At 50.4% G+C, this 25,785-nt stretch carries 16 protein-coding genes; 8 read left to right on the forward strand and 8 right to left on the reverse strand.

The genetic code is table 11. The annotated features are described in order from the left end of the window. Window positions 1-14: 14 nt before the first annotated feature. The gene (locus tag ABKF58_RS16260) at window positions 15-3,437 is read right to left on the reverse strand and encodes an AAA family ATPase (protein ID WP_482582004.1); all 3,423 of its coding nucleotides are present in this window, start codon (window positions 3,435-3,437) and stop codon (window positions 15-17) included. Continuing rightward, complete coding sequence (gene sbcD, locus ABKF58_RS16265) at window positions 3,434-4,654, reverse strand: exonuclease subunit SbcD (RefSeq protein ID WP_482582006.1); 1,221 nt, start codon at window positions 4,652-4,654, stop codon at window positions 3,434-3,436. The genes ABKF58_RS16260 and sbcD overlap by 4 nt, the downstream gene beginning before the upstream one ends. 319 nt (window positions 4,655-4,973) lie before the next feature. Here sbcD and ABKF58_RS16270 point away from each other — a divergent pair, with 319 nt between their 5' ends. From ABKF58_RS16270 to ABKF58_RS16300, 7 genes are all read left to right on the forward strand, one after another. Then, on the forward strand, window positions 4,974-5,399 hold the full coding sequence (locus ABKF58_RS16270; protein WP_482582008.1) for a helix-turn-helix domain-containing protein: 426 nt from the start codon (window positions 4,974-4,976) through the stop codon (window positions 5,397-5,399). Between the two features lie 245 nt (window positions 5,400-5,644). Further along, window positions 5,645-6,361 (forward strand): hypothetical protein, encoded by a 717-nt coding sequence (locus ABKF58_RS16275; protein ID WP_482582009.1) that lies wholly within the window; start codon window positions 5,645-5,647, stop codon window positions 6,359-6,361. Next, entirely contained in the window at window positions 6,358-8,337 is a 1,980-nt protein-coding gene (locus tag ABKF58_RS16280) for a Mu transposase C-terminal domain-containing protein (RefSeq protein WP_482582011.1), read from the forward strand. Before ABKF58_RS16275 ends, ABKF58_RS16280 begins: the two co-directional genes overlap by 4 nt. Then, window positions 8,334-9,308: a TniB family NTP-binding protein gene (locus tag ABKF58_RS16285; RefSeq protein WP_482582013.1), complete on the forward strand. Its 975-nt coding sequence runs from the start codon at window positions 8,334-8,336 to the stop codon at window positions 9,306-9,308. Before ABKF58_RS16280 ends, ABKF58_RS16285 begins: the two co-directional genes overlap by 4 nt. Continuing rightward, window positions 9,308-11,410 carry a TniQ family protein gene (locus ABKF58_RS16290; RefSeq protein ID WP_482582014.1) on the forward strand — a complete coding sequence of 701 codons (2,103 nt, stop codon included), beginning with the start codon at window positions 9,308-9,310 and terminating at the stop codon, window positions 11,408-11,410. Before ABKF58_RS16285 ends, ABKF58_RS16290 begins: the two co-directional genes overlap by 1 nt. A gap of 55 nt (window positions 11,411-11,465) precedes the next feature. Next, a complete protein-coding gene (locus ABKF58_RS16295) occupies window positions 11,466-12,458 on the forward strand; it encodes a hypothetical protein (RefSeq protein ID WP_482582015.1) in 993 nt (330 codons plus the stop codon). 358 nt (window positions 12,459-12,816) lie between these two features. Next, window positions 12,817-13,869 carry a competence protein CoiA family protein gene (locus ABKF58_RS16300; protein WP_482582017.1) on the forward strand — a complete coding sequence of 351 codons (1,053 nt, stop codon included), beginning with the start codon at window positions 12,817-12,819 and terminating at the stop codon, window positions 13,867-13,869. A 402-nt stretch (window positions 13,870-14,271) separates the two neighbouring features. On the opposite strand, the gene ABKF58_RS16305 is transcribed toward ABKF58_RS16300, so the two are convergent. The 6 genes from ABKF58_RS16305 to ABKF58_RS16330 all read right to left on the reverse strand — a co-directional run bounded on the left by ABKF58_RS16305 (window position 14,272) and on the right by ABKF58_RS16330 (window position 24,599). Continuing rightward, complete coding sequence (locus tag ABKF58_RS16305) at window positions 14,272-16,833, reverse strand: AAA family ATPase (RefSeq protein ID WP_482582019.1); 2,562 nt, start codon at window positions 16,831-16,833, stop codon at window positions 14,272-14,274. A 1,815-nt stretch (window positions 16,834-18,648) separates the two neighbouring features. Next, a complete protein-coding gene (locus ABKF58_RS16310) occupies window positions 18,649-20,517 on the reverse strand; it encodes an AAA family ATPase (RefSeq protein ID WP_482582021.1) in 1,869 nt (622 codons plus the stop codon). Between the two features lie 65 nt (window positions 20,518-20,582). Then, window positions 20,583-21,068 carry a hypothetical protein gene (locus ABKF58_RS16315; RefSeq protein ID WP_482582022.1) on the reverse strand — a complete coding sequence of 162 codons (486 nt, stop codon included), beginning with the start codon at window positions 21,066-21,068 and terminating at the stop codon, window positions 20,583-20,585. 307 nt (window positions 21,069-21,375) lie between these two features. Then, window positions 21,376-22,011, reverse strand: coding sequence for a DUF2971 domain-containing protein (locus tag ABKF58_RS16320; protein ID WP_482582024.1), 636 nt, complete (start codon window positions 22,009-22,011; stop codon window positions 21,376-21,378). A gap of 115 nt (window positions 22,012-22,126) precedes the next feature. After that, the gene (locus ABKF58_RS16325; RefSeq protein ID WP_482582026.1) at window positions 22,127-23,410 is read right to left on the reverse strand and encodes a hypothetical protein; all 1,284 of its coding nucleotides are present in this window, start codon (window positions 23,408-23,410) and stop codon (window positions 22,127-22,129) included. Between the two features lie 22 nt (window positions 23,411-23,432). After that, window positions 23,433-24,599 (reverse strand): nucleoid-associated protein, encoded by a 1,167-nt coding sequence (locus tag ABKF58_RS16330; protein WP_482582027.1) that lies wholly within the window; start codon window positions 24,597-24,599, stop codon window positions 23,433-23,435. Window positions 24,600-25,127: 528 nt separating this feature from the next. Here ABKF58_RS16330 and ABKF58_RS16335 point away from each other — a divergent pair. Further along, on the forward strand, window positions 25,128-25,703 hold the full coding sequence (locus ABKF58_RS16335) for a tyrosine-type recombinase/integrase (RefSeq protein WP_482582028.1): 576 nt from the start codon (window positions 25,128-25,130) through the stop codon (window positions 25,701-25,703). The last annotated feature ends 82 nt before the right edge of the window (window positions 25,704-25,785 follow it).

The following is a 25,785-nucleotide window of genomic DNA, read 5'->3' on the forward strand; positions in this document are numbered from 1 at the left end:
ACACAGCGACTTCATCAACCAATGATTTCCAGCGCAGATACTCCCACCCCTCCCGTTTTACGCAAGCGGATCTGCACAGCAATGCGCTCTTTCATGCTCTCTACATGGCTGATCACACCAATCGACTTACCACTAGCGTTGAGGGTATCCAGCGCATCTAGCGCAATTTCCAGTAGATCACCATCCAGCGTTCCAAAACCTTCATCCAGGAACAGCGAATCTATTGACGTCTTATGACTCACCAAGTCAGACAGCGCCAAAGCCAACGACAGGCTCACCAGAAAGCTTTCACCTCCGGACAAAGTACGGGTATCACGAGTGACGTCGGCCTGCCAGGTATCCACGATTTCTAGCTCCAGCTCGCCGCTGCTCTTACGCTGCAAAAGGTAGCGGCCGTGCAGCCGCTCCAGATGACGGTTGGCAAGATGCATCAGGTGGTCCAGTGTCAGCCCTTGGGCAAACTTGCGGTATTTGTCGCCCTCTTTCGAACCAATCAGGCTGTTGAGTCGTTGCCAGATATCGACGTCGGCGGCCTGTTGTTCGATTTGATGGAATAGCGTTTGCTGGTTTTCGCGGCGCTGCGCGTCGTCTCTCAGCAAGGCATTCAGAGCGCCCTGTTCGCCGGACAGGATTTGTCGCTGCCCGTCTTGCGCTGCCTGCGCTTCATCCAACTCGATCAGGCCGAGCGGTGTGCGATTCTGCTGCTGCAGTGCATGCAGGGTGGCCTCTGCACTTTGGCGTACTGCAGTGCTGCGTTCCAGCGCTTGCGTCAGCTGTTGCTGCCAGTTACGCAGGCGTTGGCGCTCCTCAGTTGGTAGCAGTGCCAGCATGAAGGTATCGGCATCGTCGAAGGGGCTGGTTTGCAGTGCAGCCGCCCAAGCGGCCTCAGCCTCGCTGCACTGCTGATGCAGTAAGGTCAGGTCAGTGCTCAACTGAGTTTGCTGGCCCTGCAGATTAGCGATCTGTGCAGTCAGCACCTCTACCAGGTCGGTGTAGCGGGCAAAGGATGGCTCGTCGATCTCCGGTTTGGCCTGGTCGGTTGGAGCTTCGACATCCAGTTTGCTCCAACGGAGCTGCCAGCCTTCGGCAAGGGTGGCTGTCTGCTCAAGATGATTTTGCAGCTTGAGCAGCTCAGCCTGCTGCAATTGCTGTGCACGCTGCCTCGTTTGCCATACCTGCCAGTCCTGCTGTCGATCGACCAGCCATTGCGCCATGTCATCTGCCACGACAAAGCCACTGTCAGCAATGGCAGCTTGCAGTTGCTTGCGGGCCTGTTGCGCCGAATTGCGTGCCTGTTCTTGCTGTGTGGTAAGCGACTTTACGCCTTGCATGGCATGCTGACAGGCCTGCTGTAGCAGCTCGTATTGCTTCCCTGCTTCCTGCAACGCTTGGGTGCTGCGGTGAGCCAGCTGCTGGGCCACTGCCAGGTCCTGTTCTGCCTGCTCCGCTTGCGCCAACTGGGCTTTCAATTCGGCGTCATGCTGTTCTGCCTTAGCCAGCTCTTGCTGCAGTTTGTCTTCCTGCTGCCAGTCGTTGTCGCCTAGCCCCAGCGGCGTAGCCTGGTCGCGCCAGGCCGTAGCGGCCTGCCACTGTGCCTGCTCCAGCACCTGCAGTACTTCCTGCTGCTGTTGCAAACGACCTTCCAGCTTGGCCTGCTCGCCCTTGGCCGCATTGCCTTGCTCTTCCAGCTGCGCGAGCGCAGCCTCTTTTTCCTGAAGGGCACGCTCGGTATCAGACACGCTCAGCTGCTGGTAGGTCTGGATGCCAGGGTGTTCGTGCGAGCCACACAAGGGGCAGGCCTCACCAGGCTGCAGCGCAGCGCGGTGTGCTTCCAGGCTCTGGATGCGTTGCTCCTGCGCCAGCAGCCGGCGTTTGTCGTCTACCTGTTCCTTCAACTGGCGGTAGTCCCGGCGCAGAGTGTCGAGCAACGCTTGCTGAGCAGTCATTTGCTGCCGGGTATCAGTGATTGCGGTGTGCTGCAGTACTTGCTGACTGGCGTGTTGGCGCTGCTGTGCAGCCAACTGCGACAGTTGCCGCCAGGACTGCAGCTGTTGCTGTGCGCCCATCCAGCTAGCGCGCAGTTCGGCAAGTGTTTGGCCGTGGCAAATGTTGGCCACAGCCTGTTCTGCAGCTTGGACGGCATGCTGCTTTTGCTCATGCTCCTTTTGGGCTAAATCCAGCTGTGCTTTTTGTTCTTCTTGGCTGCGTTCGGCTGCTTCCAGTTTGCCCTGCTGTTCCTGCAACTGCTCGTGCAGCTGTTGCAAGGCATGCTGCACCTGCTGGATCTGGCTGAACTGGCTCTGCCAGCCGCTGAGCTGCTCGCCCAGAACAGCAAAATGGCCATGTTCTGCCAGCCAGGCTTGCAAGACCTGCAGTTCGTCATGCGCCGCTGTGTACTGCAGCCTGGCGTGCTCAGCCAGCCCTGTTGCAATGGTATTGGCCTGCCAGTGGGCGATAACGGTCTGTTGCTGGCTATCCGCCAGTGTGACCTGTACTTTGTCCAGCGCACTTCGGGCCTGATCCCATCTTGCCTGCGCGTCTTGCCAAGCCTGATAGACGGGGCGCATCCCCTCGGCTGGCTCGCTCTGTTGCAGGCGTTGCAGTTCGGGTTCGGCTTCATCCAGTGCATTCCGGGCGACTTGCTCGCCCTCTCGTGCCTGCACGGCTGCCTGCTCGGCCTGGGTCAGCTCATGACGCCACTGACGCAAGGCTTGCGTCAGCATTTGCTGGGTTTGCAACTCAGCCAGCTGCTGAGTCAGCGTGTCGATTTGCTGCTGCATTTCCTGCCGCCGTTCTTCAGGCAGCAGTTCCACCCCATCCGCACGGGCCTTCAACTGGTCCAGCGCCTGTTTGGCGTCACGGGCCTGCTCGAATACCCGTTGTGAGATCTGACCGTAGATATCGGTGCCGGTCAGCTCTTCCAGCAATTCAGCACGTTCATTGGCGCTGGCATTGAGGAAGGCAGCAAAGCCGCCTTGCGCGAGCATCATGGACTTGGTGAAACGAGCGAAATCCAGGCCGGTAATTGCCTCGATACGCTTGAGTTTGTCGTTGATCTGGCTGGTCAGGATGTTGCCGGCACCATCGGCTAGTTCGACCTTGGGTGCCTGCAAAGCACCGTCGGCCTTGTCGCGGGCTCGGCGCTGACTCCAGAAGGCACGGTATACCTGCCCCTTTACCTCGAACTCCACCTCGGCCAGACAGTCGGCGGTGTGGCGGGTCATGATCTCGTTAGATGAAGCGGAGATGGTCTTGAGACGGGGCGTTTCGTGATAAAGCGCCAGACAGATGGCATCCAGCAACGTGGACTTGCCGGCCCCGGTAGGCCCGGTAATGGCAAACAGCCCATTGTCCTTGAACGGTGGCTGAGTAAAGTCGATTTTCCACTCGCCCTTGAGCGAGTTGAGGTTCTTCAGGCGCAGGGTCAGGATCTTCATGCTGTGCCCTCCTGCAGGCTGGTCACAATGCTGCGATAGCGTGCGTCCAACTGTGCCCTCAGCGCCTCATCCAGCTCTTCCTGTTCCATCCGCTTGTTGAACACATCGAACGGTGTCAGCTCATCCAGCGTTTCTTTGGCTGCGGCTTGCAGGGCGGCTACGGCATTGCCCCGATCCCGGCGCAGGCGCAGCACTTCCACCGGCAAGCCTTCGGTCATGACCTGGATGCGGGTTTGCAGATCCGACAGATAGTCGTCCCCTTTCACCATCACTTCCAGCCACACCGGCTGCTCGGCACTGCCCAGCTTGGCTGCCTCCTGGATCGAAGCCTCCAGTTCTTTAAGGTCACCCTTGATCGAGACCAATTGCTGGAAGCGTGGAACCGGCAGCGCCGTCACCCCCATCAGGCCAATATCGTCCACGTCCACCAACAGCACTTCCTTTTGCTGAGCAGCTTCGTCAAAACTCAAGGGGATGGGCGAACCGCTGTAGCGGATGTGTTCCAGCCCACCCACCTTCTGCGGGCGGTGGATATGGCCCAGTGCGATGTAATCGGCGGTTGGGAAGGCAGTGGTCGGAAACGCTTCCAGGGCACCGACATAGATCTCGCGCACCGACTCGGTGGCGCTAGCCCCCACAGTCGTCAGGTGCCCGGTAGCGATGATGGGCAATGGCAGGCGTAGCGCGTCGCGCTTGGCGCAGGCCCGCTTGTACACGGCCTGGTAGTGCTGATGGATAGCTTCCTGCAGGGAAAGCTGCTTTTCTTCCGCGCTCTGCCCGGCTTGGCTCTGCAGCACATCTCGCGGGCGAATGAATGGAATCGCACAGACGATGGCCCCAGGACTGCCATTACGTTTGTTCAGCACCAGCACCTGGCTATCAAGGTCTTCTTCGATTGCGGGGATGACGGTGGTACTGAGGTAGGACAGCAAGGGCCGGCTTTCGCCCAAGGTGGCAACAGAATCGTGATTGCCCCCAAGCATAAGCAAGGAGGTGCCAGTGTTGTGCAGCTCGACAACTAACAAGTTGTAGAGCTCACGCGCATAACTAGGCGGTGCGCCGGTATCGAAAATGTCTCCGGCGATGATCACGGCGTCGGCGGCATGGTCTCGAACCTGCTGGATCAGCCAGTCGATAAAGGCTTGGTGCTCAGCCTGGCGGGTCTTACCCATGAAGTGCTGGCCGAGATGCCAATCAGAGGTATGAAGGATGCGCATGGGTTGGCTACGACGTTTGCAATGCTTTTGATTGTAGCAAGTCGGACGTGCCAAAAGCATAAACGTCAAACCACGGAAAAATCATGATTTGCATCAGGTGATCTGCTTCACCAGAACGTTTACCCAGCCAAGCAAGGTCGTAAGCTTATGATTTTATTTGAGGTAAGGAGCCGGCCCGGTCCAGCACCACTCTTTTAGCCAGCTAAATTCACCTAGAGTTTGCAACAAATATTGCATTTATAATCAATGACTTACGTTTGACACTTGATGGCGAAATATCTACTCTGACGGTAGTTCAAAGGATCACAAGAAATTTACCGTGAACCCATTTTCCCGATACCTGCATCAACTCAGACTGGAGCATGGCATCCGCCAGTCCGAACTAGCCGATCTGATCGGCTATGAGCAGAGCTACATCTCTGCGTTGGAAGTGGGAAGCAAGGGGCCACCCACCGACGAATTTATCAAGCGGCTGATTCACTCATTGGATCTTCCACCCAATGAGCAGGAAGAGTTGCGCCTTGCTGCAGACGCATCCCATCGCAAGCTGATCATTCCAGCCGATGTCCCAGAAGAAACCTATTGGCTTATGCACGACTTCCGCGAACACATCGGAGAGTTGCGTCCGGTGCAGATTAGATTGATTAGGGAAATTTTGGGGATACAGAACGCGCTGAAGCATTGTGCTTCAGAGCCAGCAAGACGACTTCGACGCAAACAACGCAAGGAGGAAAGACAAATGTAAAAACGGGACAGACCTGGCGGCATGCCCCGTTGGTGTAAGTGCCTGATGGCAAATACAGTTCCCAAACTCAGTATCGTCATCACGCCCTCCAGCGTCAAGCCCCCTTACCCCCTAGAGCACCTGAGATTCCGCTGGTTATGACCAGTGGCGGGTTTCTTTACACCCAAATCCAGGCATATCCAATTCTGTGTACTGCACCGAACGGGCAACGCTTTGTCTGCGGTTCGGTGCTGTAGGGAGTGGTGATGTACCTTGCCCCCATCCATCAAGCCCTGCGCAGTATCTTGCTGCAGCAGGCAGAAGAAGCTTTTTCCACAAAACCCGACTTGGCCAATGTTCTGCACGGCCGCCGGCGCGTCCACCCAGGCTCACGAGGAAAACGTCCAGCTTATTTCCCAAGTCGCATCAACAATGCAACGATGGTGCCGGAGAGCCAACTAGAGGCTTTTTACTGCCTACTCCTTGAGCGCGATCCCAATGTCGCCGGTTACCGCTGCCAAGCGCTTGAAATCGAGCTTAGCCAAGGCCAGCGTTATTTCCCCGATTTCCTGATACGAACTTGGGATGATCGCTGGCAGGTCCGGGAGATCAAGCCCAATCGAGGCCACCTGACTGACGAGGAGCAGGCGCGTCACGACTTGGCGGAGAAACTACTATCACGATGCGGTTTTGACTTCTCCGTGATCGACACGACTGATCTGCCTGGCCCCATACAGATCGAAAACCTCTACCAACTGTATAACCGCGCAATTGCAAGATCTTGGTCGGTCCAGGAATGTAACCTGGCAATGGCGCAAATTGGCCAACTGCCCGGGCCACAACCACTCCAAGCGTTGTACGACCGTCTGGCTGGGGCAGGACTGTCGCCACTGATCATTGACTATTTGCTGTTTCATGGTCGCCTTGAGGCGAACCTGGATCGCCCACTTCAGCTTGACCTGCAAGTGGGGGTGCCAAAATGACGAACAATGCCTATGAACCCAGAGTGGGATTACGCTTCGTAATCCACGGCAGTGAGTTCGAAGTGACTTATGTTGCTGCTGGCATGGTGCGCTATGCCGCCACTGCCGGCGGCAAACCATACCGTGTGCCTTATGAACGTTTCATGGAAATGCAAGCATCGGGGACGCTCTTGCTCATGGATGGCGAACTTGAGCGAATGTCCTCCGACAAAGCGAATCGCAAACTTTCCGAACTTAGCCCCGCAGAAACACGGCTGACAATTCGGCAAACTCGTTACGTTTGTGCTGCGGTAACGCAACTGAGGCACCCACAGTCGCGAAAACAACTCGAAAATTTGATCCCAATTCTAGCCAAAGAGATTGACGATCCCAGCCCTCCTGCTGCGCGAACAGTGGCTAAATGGGTACAGCGCTACTTCCTAAACGGGAAGTCGGCCACAGCCTTCGCACCACGTACTCATTTGCGCGGTAACAAAACGCTCAGATTTTCTCCAGAAGTCGAAATACTCATCACCGAAGGAATACAACAGGTCTATCTCCGACCCGAACGCCGCCATGCCAAAGACGTGCTGGCCTATGTGGTTGGCAAGCTTGCAGAGCGGGGTCTTCTAAACGCTCATAGGTCTGAAATCAAACTACCGTCAAAACGGACCATTGAGCGTCGTATCCAAGCATTGGATCCCTATGTGGTCGCGGTGGCCAAGAAAGGCAAAGTTGCAGCAGACCGCATCGCTCGTGCTGCAGGACGGCAAATTCTTAGCCCGCAGGCAATGTTCTTGGTGGAAATTGACACGCACTATATAGATATCGAATTGAAAGACCCAGATACAGGGGAAATCATTGGTAGACCCTATTTAGTCTGCATCATCGACGTATATACACGCGCTGTTGTCGGGGTGTACATCAGCATGTTTCCGCCTTCAGCAACAACAACGTTAGCTGCCGTCAAGGACATGCTGACTCGTCAGGGATTGGGCATGCCAGGGGGCATACCGGTCCGGATCATCCCTGATAACGGTGTCGATTTCAAAAATTCGGCCTTTGTCCGTCTTTGTGGGCTGCTCGGCATCATTATCGTCCCGGCAGAAGTGCGCGATCCAGACGACAAACCGCACATCGAATCATTTTTCCGGACGCTTACATATGTACTGGTCCAAAAATGTGGCGGTACTACGTTTTCATGCCCAATTGACCGTGGTGAGTATGACTCTCGTCGCAGAGCCGCATTTATGCTTGAGCGCCTGCAAGAGCTCATCCTTGAGTGGATCAACGAGGTTTATCACAAGAACATCCATACCCGTACCGGTAGAGCGCCCATCCTCGCTTGGCAGGACGCGATGAATGGTTGGCCAGCACAGAGCTTCTCTGTAGAGGAAATCAACGCAATCGCTCGCTGGCCATGGCAGCGCAGCCTCCATAACGGACGTGTACGAATTGATGGTATCGAGTATTTCTCCCATGCATTGGCGACACTCGAAGAAATGGGTGAGACCCGCGTCACCGTATTGGTTGACGAATTGGATCTTCATTCCGTTTACGTTGAACATCCATTGGAACGCGGCACCCTTATTCTGGCCGAGTCAACTAATCCGGATTATACGATGGGACTAACTTGGTACGCCCATCAGGAAGCCAAGAAGGTCAGAGACTCCATGAGTAAATCAGACCTCAAACGACTCGGAAAATACTCCTACTTATTGGCATGGTGGAAGCTTCTCGAAAAAATCCAAAAGGACTCCACGCTCGCCAAACGCCAAATAGCCAAAATAACCAATGGCAAAGGACGGTTAAAATTTCAAAGCAACCAGGATGAAACACCCTCTGATGCACCCAACATTTACGCCACCCAGCCTGCAGAAGAATATTCAACCCTGAAAATCCCCGCAAACCATACCACACCGACAAATCATCAATCTGATAATGCCGATAAAAATGGAGATGGGTACGATATTATTTTTACGGAGTTGGATAAATGATTAAATTTGGAATATCAGATCAAGAAGCATTAAATATCGAGCGCATTTCAAAACTAGATGAAGTTCTGATTAGGCACCCTGAAATGGACAAGGCCATCAGAGGGATACATCGCTGCATTATTCAATCGCTTCAATACAAGGAACCCGTTGGCTGCATGCTCTTAGCTGAAGGTGGCATGGGAAAAAGTAGTGTCTGCAAAATTATTCAAGCAGGACTACAGGAGAGCATTATTCAGACCATTGATGCTGAAGTTACGCTTGTCCCCGCATTTAGGGCTGAGGTGCCAGCCACGGTCTCTGTGAATTACTTGGCGAGTAATATTCTGGCTGGATTGCACGACCTAAATCCGGATATAGGTACAATACCAGCAAAAACTAAAAGAATTGCAGCCCTTCTTCAAAAATGTGGAACTCAGATCATATTCTTGGATGAGTGTCATAACCTACTGAATACAAATGATAGGTCTGCCGCCGCAAACATGGTTGCGCTGCGCTGGCTAAAATCTTTGGTGAACAGCAGCGGTGTTTGTGCTTGCCTTTCTGGCACGCCAGACAGTGTGGCACTTATCGATTCTGACCAAAGCTATCAGTTGACTCGACGCTTCAAACACAGATTTTCACTAGAACCATTGGTGCCAGGCACTGAAGATAAACCCGGGGCGCTCTACCATTTCTTAACCCAAATGTGTATTCATGCGCGCGGCCGCTTCTCTTTACAACACATGCCACTAATCGGTAGCTACTCAGACACACTAAGAGTCTTCGCTGCAACACATGGCAACCTTGAGTATGTCATGACACTAATCAAGGAAGCAATTTTGATGTCCTGGAGGAAATCGGGGCAATCCGTTTCACTAGAAGAATTTGCAGAAGTCTGGGATTCGGGAGTCATGGGAGAGGCATCGATTGCCAAGCGCAACCCTTTCCGACTGAACACAGGAGAGCTGGCGGCCCAGTTCAGGGGGAAGTGATGAACAGGTATAAACTCCCCTACCGCCCAATCTTGCAACAGGATGAATCAGCCGCCAGCCTATTAATACGCACAGCAGAAGGAAATGGCTTTGAAAATGTTTTGCAGCTAATGTCCGCATGTGGTTTTAAGCATGGCGGTGCTAGTACTTTAAAAGCAGTTGTAACCGACCAGACACGCTATGCAGAGTTAATGAATGCCTTAGGGCTCAACGTAGACTATGCCAGTTCTGCATTTCTACGAAGCAAGCCAACCCGGGGCTCACCTCGCATTTTTATGCATGCGGCGATACCTGAAAAAATTTTCCGCATGGACGCATCAGTTTTTTGCCCTCTTTGTCTGACCAACAACCCATATTGGCGCTGTCTTTGGTCTCTTCGCCCCTATTCGGTTTGCCACACACATGGTGTGCTACTTTTAGATCGATGTCCAAATTGCAGCCAAACTCTTGCACTAAACAGGGGGCGACTGAGTGTTTGCGAATGTGGAACTGACTTAACACTGACGATTGCTCCCACTGAAGATAGAGAACCATCAGTATGGCTACACGATCAGCTTACGGCACCATCTCAGAAATTACTTGATGAGTGCCTCTCATTCTGGCAGGCACTTACTGAATTTGATGGGCTTGGAGAAAATATAGTTGATGAATATTGGCGCCTCTGCATGATGCGTGCCTGGGGAGCCGGAAAATCTTCTAGTATTGATACGATCAGCCAGATGGTTATAGCTCGTGCCGAACATCGAAACCCACGTGTACAGCTCCTCCCATTTATTAAAAGAAAGGGAACTCTAGGAAGCATGGCACGAGGAATACTATCAAAAATTAATAGCCTGCATATAATTAGCAACACAGGCCACCAACAAGATTTTCTTGTTACACTGCAGGATGCAACATTTGCACTGGGGATAAGCAACCCTCAAGTTCAAGAATTTATTAAAAAAGGCATATTAACGAGTAAAACAATTACCGGCCTGAGCAACGCCCGTGTATCGATAAATGAAGTGGAGCAATTACTATCCTTACTACAATCAAAATCAACAGCACCTTCTGATTTCTCTTGGCGGCCTCCAAATCAGAGCCTAGCAGATTTAATCATCGACATTCAAAATGGGAAAGTCATCCCCCTTGGATATGATCTTGATAAAGGAATAAATTATTTAAAAATAAAGAATAATGCTATTCACAAGATATCAATGCATGACCTACTAGGTGCGTCAGAGGCTTCCCGAGAGTTGGATGTTCATCCAGAAATATTGCGGAGTTTAGTAAAGAAGGGATGGCTAAGTGGTAGTAGCCAGGTTATTGACAAGCACAAAAAACTTGTCATTCACCCAGAGGAGATTGCACGTTTCAATGCTGAGTATGTTACTGCCGGTGCGCTGGCACGAACCATACGACACAACGTGACAAATTTTGCAGAGAAACTTGAAAGTATTGGAGTGCGTCCCATTGCTGGGCCTCGTATAGATGGGACTTTGGTTTACCTGTTTCGCCGCAAGGACATTGTTGGGGTTGATCTTCTATCTCTTAATGAGATCAGCGGCTATATCACAAGGACAGGGCGACTACCTGGAAATCTAAATCACCATCCATTGCCAGGGGTTTACATCAAAGATGCCAGCAGGATACTTGAGATATCCGCCCAGAAAGTCATTGTATTGATTCGAAATGGAGTGCTCGACAAGATAAAAGACAACAATCGAGAAGTGAGGGTGACAGAAGATTCATTTTCCGATCTGTTAGAATTGCTGTCTTCTTCTGAGTATTTACATATTCAAGAAGCTGCGGATAGACTTGGAAGTGATTTTGATGATTTCCGCATTCATTACATCGAAACCGGAATTGTGAAAATTTTAGACCTTAAGCTGTGGAAATTGATTCACATCAAAGATTTTTTGATAGTAAAAGTCACAATGCAACACAGCATCACAGCTCGTGAAGCTGGAAAAATATTAGGAATGCACCGTAGCTTTCTTCCAAATCTGGAAAAAACTGGTCTCATTAAATCTTACCACGGGGGCATCAAGAGAAAAGTTAAGTTCTACAATAGGGAAGATGTATTGAATCTATTAATAAAGAGAAACCCAAAGAATACCTAAGCCACACTTTTAAAGAAAAATTTAAAACCAAGAATTTGACAAAAGGCAATCCACAATGGCTAGGCTAAATTTTACTGAAATTGAACCTGCAAGCGGCAAATCCAATGATTTGGACCAGTTTGAAAAATTTTCCAAGATATTCTTAGAGAGTGTAGTTGGCGGAAAAATTATCAAAGGCCCTTCAAGGGGCGCTGACGGAGGAATTGATCTTTGCCTCGAAACGCAAGAAAATGGCAACATAGTTAAAAAACTGGTTAGCTGTAAGCATTACGCCCATTCTAAAGAATCTGTCGGAGTGAATGATGAAGTTGACATTCGCGACCGACTTGAGGGTTTCGACTGTAAGGTATTCGTCGGGCTTTATTCAACTATTGCTTCTACAGGGTTGGAGCAAAAACTTGAAAGACTGAAGCGTGAAAAAAATATCGATTTTGAACTATACAACTCAGAAGACATTGAAACGCTTCTCCTGAGTGGTCTTCCAGGGTTCAGAGTTGCAAAGCGATTCTTCCCGAAATCAATACAAAATGTTTGGCCGCAAGTAATATCCCTTGAGAAATATTTCTCTCCTTCTGACGCAGTGTGTGTTGATGGACTCAATTGGTTTGTCCCCAGTGCTTTCACCGAGAAAGACATTATTGTTTACGCAAACACCCCAGAGAATGCCGTAAGACTAGCCAACGAGATAGTAACAAAAGAAATTCATCAACCAATGTTTCTGGCCGCATGGAAAGATGCCGTCAGATATTTCTCAGATTATTTCATAATACCTCAATCTGGAATCGAGGGTGCAAAAACCATCCATGAACTGTCTCCCCATTGGGATGCGGCGCCTAGAATATCAGAATTGAGCCCAAACAAACGATGGTCTCTACTTGCGATTTGGAGTTTAGTAAATCCCCAAAAGGTCCGAGAACTGCTAAGGGAGCTTGGGCGTGATCCTTCGCAGCAAGAGCTTGACTTAATGAGTTTTGAATGGCTTGCTTCATCCACAGGAACGGATAGACGCGATATATTAACTCGGCTGTTTGCATATCACTCGCTCTGATTTTTCATCTGCTATTAATCGCTGCCTCAGGATGTTGAAGCAGATATTCCCATTAAACGGAATAATGGGAATATTACTTATCAGGTGTGCCTCTGCTACCATCGAGCTTCTTCCTTCATAGACATGCAGACCATAGCATTATTTAGTATTATTTTGCTCGCAATTTAATATAAATGACATAATTGTTAGGATTTTTGTCCACAGCTTGGCCAATAGTGTGTCCAGTTCTATCTGACCATAATGTATGACAGCTGAGATACTTAGCTGTTTGTGCCATCAACTTTGATGAATGTTCATCTTTCTAACCGGGTAGCGGGCCAAACGCGACCTCTATGACACATGGGATGCAACTAGCCCTATGCCAGTTCGAGCAATCAACACTACCGGCACCAGCCTGCATGCATTCGACTACGATGAGGCGCACTGGGCTAAGCTCAAGGTGGAATACCGGGATCAGGGCTTGAGCATGCCGTGCTGCGATGCTGACGCAATTCCGAAGACGAGCTCTAGGGGAACGCAGTTTTTTGCACATGCACACCGGGGAGAGTGCACTTCAGCGCCGGAGAGTGAAGAACATCTTTGGTGCAAGCAGTTAATCGCCACCACGGCTCAGGGGATTGGTTGGCACGTAACAACGGAGCTCCGTGGCCAGACTCCAAGTGGTGAAGACTGGATTGCGGATGTTCACTGTCTACAAGGTGCGGCCCGGGTCGCGTTTGAAGTCCAGGTGTCCCCACAGACCGATGAGGAACTACACTACAGGCAGGCCAGATACAAGGCATCCGGTGTCAGGGCTGCTTGGTTTTACTCGGCTCGGTTGCGCGATATGCCGTTCTCGGACGACAAGGAGCTGCCTGCCTTCGTGCTATCGCAGGTCGAGGTTGGCAAGGTACCCTATGTCTTGGGCTTTGACGTACCGTTGCCAGAGTTTGTCGCGGGCATGTTGATGAAGCGACTCCGTTGGACGATTCCTGAACGGAACGAACCGGTACATGTGGAGGTGATGGCAGATGTCTGCTGGGCCTGCAATACGATCGTGCGGAACGTCTTCGGCCACATTGAGGGTATGCAAATTGGCGAGGAGCCACCCGATGAGTGGCATGAGCGGTACTTCACCGTAGCTCAGCTATCAAAGGCTCTGGAAGAGGTGCAAGAGCTGGTCAGCAACGACGAGCTGAAGGCTGTAGGGCTCAACACGGTAATGAAGGTTAGCCACATACGAGGGAAGTCCACGAACTGGCCATACTGCAATCGCTGCCTCTGCTGCGGCGCGCCGCAAAACAACCACCACGTCGGAGAAAAGCTGCGCAAGGTCTATTACGACTCGAACAAGCAGTCCAGTTTGGATTTGGTTCCCATCAACCGGATAGTGAAGGGTGCTGGGCGTTGGGTATTTGAAGCAATCTCCTAAAAGGAAAGAGCCCCCAGTAGTTGTCTGGTTGGGCTTGGGTATGTATCTCGACTTACGGTGAAGCGTCTGCAATCAGTAGCATTGCTGACTTCGCTTGATGTCAAACCTACTGACAGCAAAGGCCGACCTGCAGCCTTCCCCCCGGGAATTGGGGCAGATGGTCGGCCAAAGTGGCTGTTTATGCGTATAAACTATATTGGCTTCTCTCGACCAACTTCGGACAGGGCACATCAACAGTGACAAAGGCTGACGTTCGTTGGAACCGAATTAGAAGCGCAAGACGCCGGCCTATACGACCGACATTGAGCAGATATTGCAGGTTTGGGACAGTTTCCTTCTCTGTTCTTTGCTCCTGGATTTCCCCGGAATGCGCCTGAGCCCGCTTTTACAATGGGTTCTCGCTCAACTTGATTTTGTTTGTCTTGGCTCCCCAAGCGAGGATGCCTTGTCGATTAGGATGGTTTCAAACACGCCATCTTTGTGCTTTTTCAGAAGACCGGCTTTGGCGCTCTGCCCAAGGCTACGTGCGATCGCCTGACGCCATGCTTCCAGCGTGAGACCTTCGGGAAGAACATAGCGGCCGGTGTCTATCGCGAGCGTGTCACGCACAATCTTGGTGCCCACTGGCTTCACGCTGATCCGAGAATAGATGAATGCCGTTGCCAATCGGTGGAGGACGCTGGAATTGGGAAGTTGATTCAGCTCGGCCGGCACGCCTTGTGGCCTGGCGCTGGCATATATCCGCGCACCTAACGCGGCCAGAGGCAAGGGGAGTAGATCTTTCACTTCTTGTGCAATCGCCCCTGGATTCGGCGAGGTGATAATGGCATCAAATTCTCGCAGCATTGCCAAGACATCTTGTGATGGCGTCACTCGTTCCCCCAGTGCACCCGTACAGTATTGGCATACGGGCCCTTCACGTAATCGACGCACGTGTGGCGTGAGATCTGTGCACGCTTCACACCTACGGAGTTCATAGATTTCCGTGCGGGGATCACCCTGAGCGTTATTGGCCGCAGGATCTTCACATTTGATCTCACGCCGGCTGGTCGAGGTCCAAGAATATACAGGCCAATCGTGGTACGCCAGCAAGTAGTCTATCCAAAGGTCCGCGGCCTCTGCATCGTCTTGCCTGTCAACGAACCAGCATTTCCAGGCCTCACACCAAGACAGCTCCACAGAGGAGAGTCCAACAGAAGCAGACTCGACGTGTCGAGCCAAGATGAATCTGGTCAAGCCCTCTTCTCTGGCTGTATTCGCGATGTTTGCATTGTCTGGATGTTCCAAGACCAGCTCTTGAAACTTGCCGCGCGATGACTTACAACCCAAGGGCTCCGCTTCGTACAGCGCGATACAAACCGTCGTGGCGCGGGAGTAAGCACAAAACAGTTCGATATCGTCCATATTATCGGCTCCCGCAATGATGATGACAGGTGCCTCCATGCCACGAAAGCGGGCCACTGTTTCATAGCGCTCGGCGCTGGCACGATTGCGTGACCACCCGAACCGAGACAACACGACAATGTCGGCTCGATCAAGCCCTTTGGCCGTTAACCCCTCAATCACCTCATCAATCGTAGTGTCCACGTCTCCGACTACGTACTCTTGCAATGTATCTTCTTCCAGATCCCGCGGGTTGATCATCTGGCACGAAGGCAGTCGAACACGCAGCAAACGATCGAATACGCTGCGGGGAGATCGCAATGGGATCGTAAGAGAAAATGGGCTCTCAATCCCGAATACCTTGCAGAGATCTTCGGTGGAAATCCGCTCTTTCTCAAAGGAGAACCGCTGGGTTTCATCACAGAAGGCGATGGTCGGCTTTCCCATAAATTGCGCGGCGAGCCAGATGCACCACTCCCGACGGAGGGTTTGTGCCTCGTCGAGAATGAGTACATCGAAATCCGGGACAAGCCCGTTCGCTTGGGCATTCTGCAGATCCTCCAAGCATCCATGCTCCGGCCAGCTCGAATTGGATTCGATTTGCCCAGGCAGTCTTCTGGCGTAATCCGAACAGAACCCATGCCAGGTCGCTACTTTCGCCATCGTTGCAGAATCAATCTCTCTGCGCAGATGCCCGACAAGCAAGGCATTGAACGTCAACATCAACACTCGCTTGCCCTGCGCGATCATGCGTCGGGCGATCTCAACTGCGATTAACGTTTTGCCTGTGCCTGGCCAGCCAGTTACTACCATTCGGGCCTGACCCATGATCGTGTGCACGACTGAAGCTTGCTCCTGGGTCAGACGAAGCCAAATTCTATTGTCATACTCCACTCGATCACCCCACGATGGGCTGCCGTCAAATGTCGGGCATAACACATCAACAAGACGGGCCGCGCGGCTGGCGCCAAGTGCCGGGTTGCCGAGGGCTTGCTTCCAGTACTCCATCAGCTCGCGAATTCGGGCCACCAGCTCGGAAGCACCCATATTCATGCGATCAATAAACAGTGATTGCGGTGGCGTGACGGTGATGTCAACGAGCCCGGGACTAATTATGTTCTCGCCAAACACACTATGTGGAAAAACCAATCCGTAGCCAATGCGCCAGCGCAGATGGGGATCACTGCCCAGCCACCGGGCTAGGCCATGAAGGTTCTTGCGAGTTTGGAGAACATGATTCCCTGTGTTTCCGGTTTTCACATAGATGAAAAGCCCGTCCTCGACTCGCTGTTCCCCGCCCTTGACCTCAAGCGCTAAAAGGCCCAGTGATTCGTGAATAATGAGGAAATCAATCTCGCCCGTTGGCGCGTAGTCCGGATCGATTTCTTTGATACCGCGTGCCAGCCACGGAAGACTATGAATTACCGTGAAATCGTCCGACAAGCCTTGCTTTAACAGGTCATAAATTTTCTTCTCACCACGACTATTCGTGTCTTGCGGTCCGGTGGCCGGAATCATGCGCGCCATGGATCTTCCTCTCCCATCATCCTTGCGGTTTGGTTGAGAATGATAGTCGAGCATCTGATCAGCTGGCGAGATACCACCCAGTCAACCGGCTTGGCCGGATCGCGTAACGTACTTCGCATCGAGCGACCTGCGGTGTCTCGCCCCTAATGGGCGTTTACCCCTGACGCCTACGATCCGAATTCCTCGATCTGCACCTGCGCGCTTTGCTCAAGCGCGGCTGGCACACCGGGGATGGTCGTTGCCTCTCTGAGCCGTCTTCCCTGACCTCACCACCTTGTACGCTACTGTACAAGGTCTTAGATGGAAGGCGCCTATGGGTCGGAAGCACTCGGTCGCCAGCCAAGAAGGCCGCCGTTCGACTGCCTGCCACTGCATTACTGTCGTACTCGACTACCACCACCAACCGCCACAATGGCCGACGTCTTGCCCGTGAACAACCTACTTGAGTGACATATTGGCTCAGATAGAACTTTCACACCCCTCTTCGATGTCCACCACCAGGCCTAGTTCATGCTACGCGTGCTAGGAGGAGGCGCCCCAACCTTCCATGAGCATCGTGAGAAGGAAATCTGGTTAATAACAAATAGTGCAAGCTTATCTGTCGCTCAGAGAGAAAAATGCAAGATTATGTGTCGCAGATTTGATGTCTCACTTGTCGCAACAGCTCATAAGTTCCTGATTTACACGTAATGTCAATGAATGCTTATGTGTCGCTCGCCGCAGAAATCGGAAAGGTTGAAATTTTGTAGCCAAAGTTTGCAATTTCCGATAGCCAAAGCATGAAATTCCGCTTTGCATTAGAGAAAAGGCCCTGCAGTTGAGACTGTGTAATTAACAGTACTCATTAGCCGGGACCTGTTCAAACCGCCTGTCACTTTTGTGCAGGCGGTTTTTCCATGCACTACCAACGTAGCCAGTCTCGCAGTCAAGCAAGTCTCTTTCCCGAAATGCTTGATGTGCTGCTCGACTTACTTAAGTCCGCAAAAAACCAAAGAGCAGTGGTCTACGGTGAATTTTGAGCACTAGCCTAGAACGTCGTCTCCTAGTAGTCACACTATCTTTTTGGCATTAAATCTACTTTAACCTGATCAAGTGGGGCAGTCTAAGATTCGATCAGGCGAACAATCGAAGAGCTTAGCTCGTTTTGAAAGTCGTGAAGTTTTTGTGACTTCGTTGTATCGAAACGATCTCCATACTCATTGAGAGTCGTGGTGAAGGAATTTAGCGCAGGATTGTTGGCAATCAACATTTCCTTGGCTGCGATGTGACGCAGTAACGATCTACACAGGGCTCGTCCTTGATCTGTGATTCCAAGGAACACGACAACCGCTGTTCCGTTCGACTCAAGACGTACAAAGCGAATGTGTTGATCGTAGTCATGGAATCGTGGGTGGTACCATTTATCGATACTATTTGGCAGGGGATATCGGCGTCGCTTTGGGTCAACACTTCCCCATACAGTGTCGCTCTTCAAAGCATTGCAATCGGTGCATGCAACTGCCAGGTTCCAATAAAGTAGCGAGAACTGTCGGAAGTGGACTTGAGGCAGTATGTGCTCAATTGGCCGCGCATATGCGCTGTTAACAAGCCACCGTCTGCAGTAGCAACAGCGGTTCGATTGAAGCTTTACGAGCTGATCCCTCAGCGCTGCCTTGAGCTCGGCCCCCGTCACGAGGTCACCCTTTGTCTTGTCTAGGGAACCAAGAAGCACCCATCCGTCATTGCCTCCCTTTCTGACCTGCTGGAAGAGTTTGCGTACCACCGCTCGCGCTTCGCTGCGGTACTTGTGCGTCCGATGAGGGCGAGCTAGGTACTCTGCCAGTTCTTTGCGCAAACGCTTGCGAATACCATCACATTCTCCGGACGTTGTCATGGGGCAAGAATCTCTTGTACTGCAGCAATGGCCTTGTCTACGAGAGCCAGATCATGAGTGGCCCCTTGCTCCTCCACTTTGCCCAATCTGTGTTTGAGTGACCTTAGTTCGTTTAGAGGGGTGATATCATTACTGGAGATGAGGCCGTTCTCATCTGTTTCTCCGATGATGCGCGAGACAATCTCCGCACAGCGCTCCTGAACGTGGTGGGTCCGCGGCGTGTAGGTCTGAAAGCCTTCAAACAAGCTGGCCTCAACGGATCGTCGTTGAACTGGCGTCAACTCATAAAGACGGCGCTCTAGCATTACAAAGCAGCAGTCATTCGCACCGTCTGCCGATGCTATGACAATGGGTGAATGTGTGGCCACGACAAACGAGCAGCTAAGCTCTCGAGAAAACTCGTGTAAAACGTGTGGAAGCTGGCGCTGCCACGCTACGTGAAGGCTGATCTCGGGTTCATCTAGGAGGACCGTAGTATTTGGCTGGACTTTGGCGACGATCTTAATCACCATCGTGAGAATCTGCTGCTCTCCTGAGCTTAGGGAGTCGAAGACAACGATTTCAGGTGAATCACGGCGCATGACAGCAAGCTTGTAGGAGCCATCCGGGAGGGCCTGCCATTTTTGGAGTTCCTCTTGCTCTCTCTGGGTGCCTGAGAGCGCGGACAATGGATGAACATCAGCGAGCAGTCGCTCCCAATGGTCTGACGTGGTCCCCATATTAGAGGGTACCAAAAACTGTTTCGGCTGGAACCCCAGCGTGTTCAATGCTGCTTCGAAGCAAACCAGACGGTTCGGGTTGCGGTAAATATCTTTAACCATGTCCCCAAGCTCACAGAATGAACGTCGTGCATTTGGCCCACTTCGGAAGGTGCGAGCACCACCGTACGTAAAATGCGATTTCAGTGGTTCGGACTGCGGCGATCTGTCGAACCGATCGGTAGTGCCGAACGAGACGCCGAAGCTCCGTTGCCCCGTTAGCGCGAGAGCCATCGCAACGTCACGCATAGCTAAGCTCTTTCCCGCTCCGTTATTGCCTATCAGGTATACCGCTGTACCTTGATTATCTCTACGAAGGTTTGACAGAATTGGATCGATCTCTACCTCTGGCCGCCATGACTGATCAACGCTCTGTCCCACATAGTCCTCTGCTCGGAGCGAGTAATCGAGCTCTTCCATTTGATACTTATTTACGAAGCGGACGAAGCCAGGGATGACAGTGTTTCCGCCGCTAAGAGCCTCTTCAATAAATGCGATGATGCGTCGTGGAGCACCAGTTTCCTCTAACTCCAACTTCGATATTGTGCGTCCGTCTGACCAGGCTCGTAAGAGTGCCCCAACTAGCGATGCGCAAGTGAGCACCTCATCTGTCTTAAGATTTGGTCGCAGTTGCCGTGCATCCATCTGAACAATTAACTCACCCTCACCGGGAAAGGATGGGCCAAAATACCATAAGCTAAAAGTTGCTAGCCCTTTTGCGGTGAAGCTCGTGAAATCAATGACAGCGCGTAAGCCGTAATCTTTCACGAGACTGCGCCGTTCGCGTATAGAGCGCTGAAGTGGACGTCGGTCTTTACTTCCGACGACAACTAGCATTGGTTCATTAATGTCCATACTTTGACGGAGCTCTACGATTCCTTCAATAATGCTCTTTCCATCAAAAATGATAGTAGTGTCGCCATAAGAACTTCTACTGAAATCGAAGCTCTTGTCAATTAGCCATAAACCACGCTCTCCTCTATCAGCATACTCATATTCAGTGCCATAGGCAGCAAGCCGCAAGTTACGAAGAAAACGTAGGCGATTGCTGAGGTCAGGAGGTAGATTAGGCCAAAGTTCGAAATTGACACCCGCTTTGTCACGCATGTGCGAGATAACCAAGACCTCACCAGGACCTGGTTGAGCCTCTGAGACTCCGGCATAGAGGTCAATCAAAGGAAGGGCATATTGCGCGATGAGCGCATGATGTCGCTGCTGAGAGGGTGCGAGACGCGCAAACAGTTTATAAAAAAAGCATCCAAGACATACAATCGTTCCAACCGATATATATCTTTCAATTCATACATGAGCATTCCGGCAATGTGACGGATAGCCAAGGCTAGTATTCCGCTGCCCCGCGGAGGGCTAACCTCCGCAGCATTCATTGCCCGTGAAAGGAGATATCTAACATCTCCAAACTGCTTCTCGATATTTTCAGGATCACCAACCTCCAGGATATTAGAGACCAAACCATCCAGTTCAAAGGCATGATTGGCTGGCAGGTGTTTTCTTGTCAGGGATTCATCCCTAAGTATCAATGCCCCGAGTAATAGATAGGTTACATCCTCAAGCTCATACTCAGGAACTCCTCTAACCTTTGAATATTTGGCTATTTCCCGAAAAATCCGCTCTGCGCGCAGCGCGCCTTCCGAAAGCATTGGCTGTCCTCGTTGAATAGTGGTGAGTCTTTGCGCTGACTAAGGTCGCGCTGCCGCGCGATCAACCGGCTACGTCGGCTAGTGCAAAATTGCTGACGACAGCCTTCTTTTTGGTTGGATTCTCGGCCAAAGCAGCCACTGGGGTTTACTTTTCGCAACCTCAGCAATCAGTCCGCCAGCTGCCGGCAGCAATAAATTCTGTCTGAATGGCTGCTTGCCTCCGCGGCAAATCGCGCGCTCGACCCAAAACTGACATTACAGTTTGACGTGAGGGGCCACTATAATGCCGATGCTGAGGCGAGAGCTGTTAGATCGCTGCGGCGACCAAATCTTTCCATTCATTATTTCCCGTTAGCGTAGAACGAAAAACGTACTTATTTAGACGTTCACAGTCAGGAATAGAGGATATGGTTTCTCTAAGACTCTGAACCAACGCTCTCGGAACCCATGGGCTTAGAGTAATTTTTTCTATGCAATCAATAGAAATGCGAGCATTCTTTGAGCGAAGCTCACGAGTTGAGCTTTTGAAGATTAAACGAAATTCACATTCATCAGCATAGCCTGATCGTTTAATAAAAGGGAGATCGTCTATTCGAGGGATCGTTTCTCGCAATTCTCTTAGGAGTTTGTAATTGACAGGACCATAATCAAACCCCTTTGACTTGTCTATATGACTCAGTAATTTTTCTTTATTGAAAGTAATGCATACACCGCTTACATCATTGGCAAAGACATGCCAGTGGTGGTACGTCTCCACTGTTTCCGTGAAGCAAAGACCAAGAACAGTCTTTAACCTCTTTTTCTCCTTAAAAACAGATAAGCCATATGAATCGTTGCTATCATCCCAGCTATTCGGATCCAGAAGAGTTATTTGTCTCGTACGCAGAATATGCAATAGTGCACTAATGTTTGTATATCTTCGTAGCTGACTACCGCTAATCATGAAACTCCCTTCCCAATCCAACACAAAGTGGGGTAAGGCTAGAAAGGCAAATTGAGCAGACTGGTCAATTATAAAGACACAAAGAGCCTCCGGCCTGGAGGCTCTTTGTGTGCAATTACTTAATCAACCTTTGGAATAAAATTGAAAACACAATCATAACCAAGAGAAGCATAAAGCCTGCAACAACAAAACTAGCACTTAACGCAAAAAACAAATTTGCTGTTGCGACAGCAAAAGGTAATATAGACAAAAACATAAATACACATATTGTCTTTTTCAACACAACGCCCTGTTTATCGACTCCATCGCGAGCTGCCTCGAGCGGTAGTTTTATATTATCAGGATAATTTTCAAGCTTGTTTTTAAATTGATCAAATATTATGAAAAAACTATTTTGAATTCTTTTTCGAATACCGATTTGGTTATACAAAACCAACAACATCACTACGCATACGATTAAAATACCGGCATACAAAACCCAGTATTTAAATGTGAATTCAGGTTCGGCAGAAAATACAGCAACGCCGGCAAAGGATAGGGGGATAGCAAGTAGCTTTCCTGTCATGTCACTAATTACAGAATTTAAACTACTTGCAAAATCCAGCTCCGCCTTCGATATATCCTTTCTTGTTTTCTCAAAAGAAAATCCATTAACATAAACATCCAAATTATGACGATATTTTTCTAATACATTCTGCCAATTTTTGAGAAGATAAGAGAATGCTGGACTATCTTCCGGCTTAGAATCCAGTACATCCGCAATGGCCAGACGCATCAGTGAGCGACGTTCTTCCAGATGCAAGGCATCAGAATCCCTTTTTTCGGAAAGCTCTTTTAGTACCGCCCCATCAACATTTATCGACTCAAGATCATTCCTTACAAAAGTCGTATTTACAACAATTGTCTTGGCAGGCTTGTCAATTGTAGCTGGAGAAACAAAAACAAGATCAAGGCCGTGGCTATCGCTTGACTCAAAGTATTTATCAGAAAATTGCTTTAACTCAGCGATAAAACCAACGCACTTCTCCAAATTGAGAATTAGAGAAGGCTTATCTTTATCTATATCCTGATCGGAATAATCAAAAGAGGCATCTGCTATGTAATAATTTTTAGGGGCCTCCCCCTTATAAATGGATTTCTTGCCTTTGAGAAACTGATCAAAATCTTTGTAAAATGCCCCTTTGCCAGTTTTTGGAACTGGGCAATCAAAGCTACACCGAGCACCAACCTGGCAGGGCTTTTCGCTTACATTGACAACGAATATATGATTATCAGAATCATGAAAGTGATTTAACAAATTAAATATTGGAGTGGAGGCAACCCCATCGTAAGAGAAGCCTCCATCTCCAAGTTGTTGACCACTTTCGCGGAAAAGCTCTATAAGCTTTTTAAAAGACATACCTCATACCCCAGAGGCATTTTTATGCCAATTCCATTACTTCTTGGTCATCATCTACGACTAGCTCTTGGATATCACCAACATCCCTATTCAATTGCAGCACTCTCTCAATTTCCACAATCAGTTCAGGAGGAAGCTCAGTCAATGTTAGATAACCTTTCTCCCGATTATAATAAAAGGTGGAGTCCTCATCGTCGCCCAGCATGTTTTTATCAAACTGAAGCGACCACCTTTTGTTCTCTGCAGAATACCTTATCTTAAGACGCTTATCTACTTCCCTTTTGCTAACAGGAAACTCAGAGGGAATATTACCTTCCTCACCATTGAGATACTCTTCGAATGGTTCAAGGCTATCAACAAGCTCTGTTGGCAAGCATGAAACAACAGCGGCCTTAATACCAGCCAAAGTAGCAACACCACTACTCTCTTTTTGCGTCACCAAGTATTCGAGCAGCTTCTCTTGCGCTTTACTACTATACTTAGCAAGGTCAGAGTTGCTTTCAAAATATTTTTCTACTACAGAAAAAACCCGACTGGTTGCCTTGGAGCTAGACAACCCTCGCACACAACCAAATGCCTCAACAAAATAAACTGACGCCTGGCCATCGTCGCTCTTGCCGATAAATCCGATATAACAAATATCGGCTTCGTCTGTATTAGGATCGGCATCACGCACTTCCTGGTACTTATCGATACTGATTCGAACGGCATGATATATTTTACTTAAATCAAGCTGCTCCACCTCTTCTGGCTCAAGATTTTTATTAAGCCGAATTCCATCCTTATGCTTAATCATCGCAGAGATGAAGAAACTCTCTCCATCTAAATCATACACTGCAAAAAGCAGATACCCACCAGTGGCAAAAGGTTCATCCTTAGCTCGATCGGCGATTTCATCCAGCGCAGTATGTGTCAAATCGAGAAAAACATTCGAATCATCAACATCTACAAGCAGTGCTGAATCAAATGCGGGAGGGAATTTACCCGCTTGTCCATCCTGACGGAATGTTCCGTGAATAACACTGTTACTAGACTTACCAATTACACTAACAAGGCTTTTAACCAGCGCAATAACAGCCTGTTTTTTAACATCCAGGACAGTGTTTTTCTTTTCTTTGTTTTTGATAACCGTAGCGTGCTGGTCTTTTTCAATATTATGAATTACAGCATTCTTAAGAGTAAAAATCATATGGCCACCAAATCCGATTAATTTCAACACTATTTGTAGGTAAGCAGGCAAGGTAGGTAGGTAGAACACACGAGCCGTTAACCGCAAAGCCGGACGAAACCGGATGGCGTTTCAACACAACACCTTGGTTTGCCTGTAGTACATCATTGTCCACCCTGTTCGACTGATACTTGGGCACAACCTTCTGTCCCACTGCCTTGTCGATGGCAGCTTCATTCCAGGGGGCGGCAAAGGCCGCGCTGGCAGTCAACAGGAAAGTACGGTGGCAAAAGGACTTACATAAAGATGACGGCATAGCCTAACACGACGGCATGAAGTGCGACACATGCAAAAAGCGCCACGTGGGCGCTTTACTAAGCAAGGGACAGATTCGCACAGCGCTTACTAGATAGCAGCTTCCCGAGCATGGGACTAAACCGCTCACGCGGTAACCCTCCGGGCAAGCGGAGTGGGTAACTCAACCAGAAGCACTGTTTCCTATGTTGAGGAACGAGGTAAGCCGCCTCGTTCTTCGATAGGAGCAGAGCCATGTCACTCCCGACACAAACCATCAGCCCATTACGGCAGCGCATGATCGACGACATGCGGATGCGCAAGCTCTCAGACAAGACCCAGACTCATTACATTCGTGCCGTGCGGCAGTTCACCGCCTTCCTGGGCCGCTCGCCCGACACGGCCACCACCGAGGATCTACGGTGCTATCAACTGTACTTGGTCGATCATGGCATCTCGTCGGTCTCGCTCAACGCGGCCATCACCGGGTTGAAATTCTTTTTTGACGTGACACTCGGCCATGGCGAACTCATGGCGAAGATGCAACCGGTGCGGGTTCCTCGCACCCTGCCGGTGGTGCTCAGCCGTGAGGAAGTCGCCCGGCTGCTGGCCGCCGCCGGCAACCTGAAGCACCAGACGGCGCTTGCGGTCGCCTATGGCGCGGGCCTGCGCGCCAGCGAGGTGGTGGCGCTAAAGGTGGGCGATGTCGATAGCCAGCGCATGACCTTGCGCATCGAACAGGGCAAACACATCGTAGCGGGACCGCCATACATGCGCATGCTCTCGCGTAGCAATGTATTTGTCATTAAAAAATCGGATAAATCAATTTAGAGAAATTTTCTCCAAAATTCTCGAATTAGATGGCTCACTCCGATAACCATTGCAAAACACCCACGCAATGCCAAGCAAAACC

This window comes from Pseudogulbenkiania sp. AW2-16 (genome assembly GCF_056824575.1).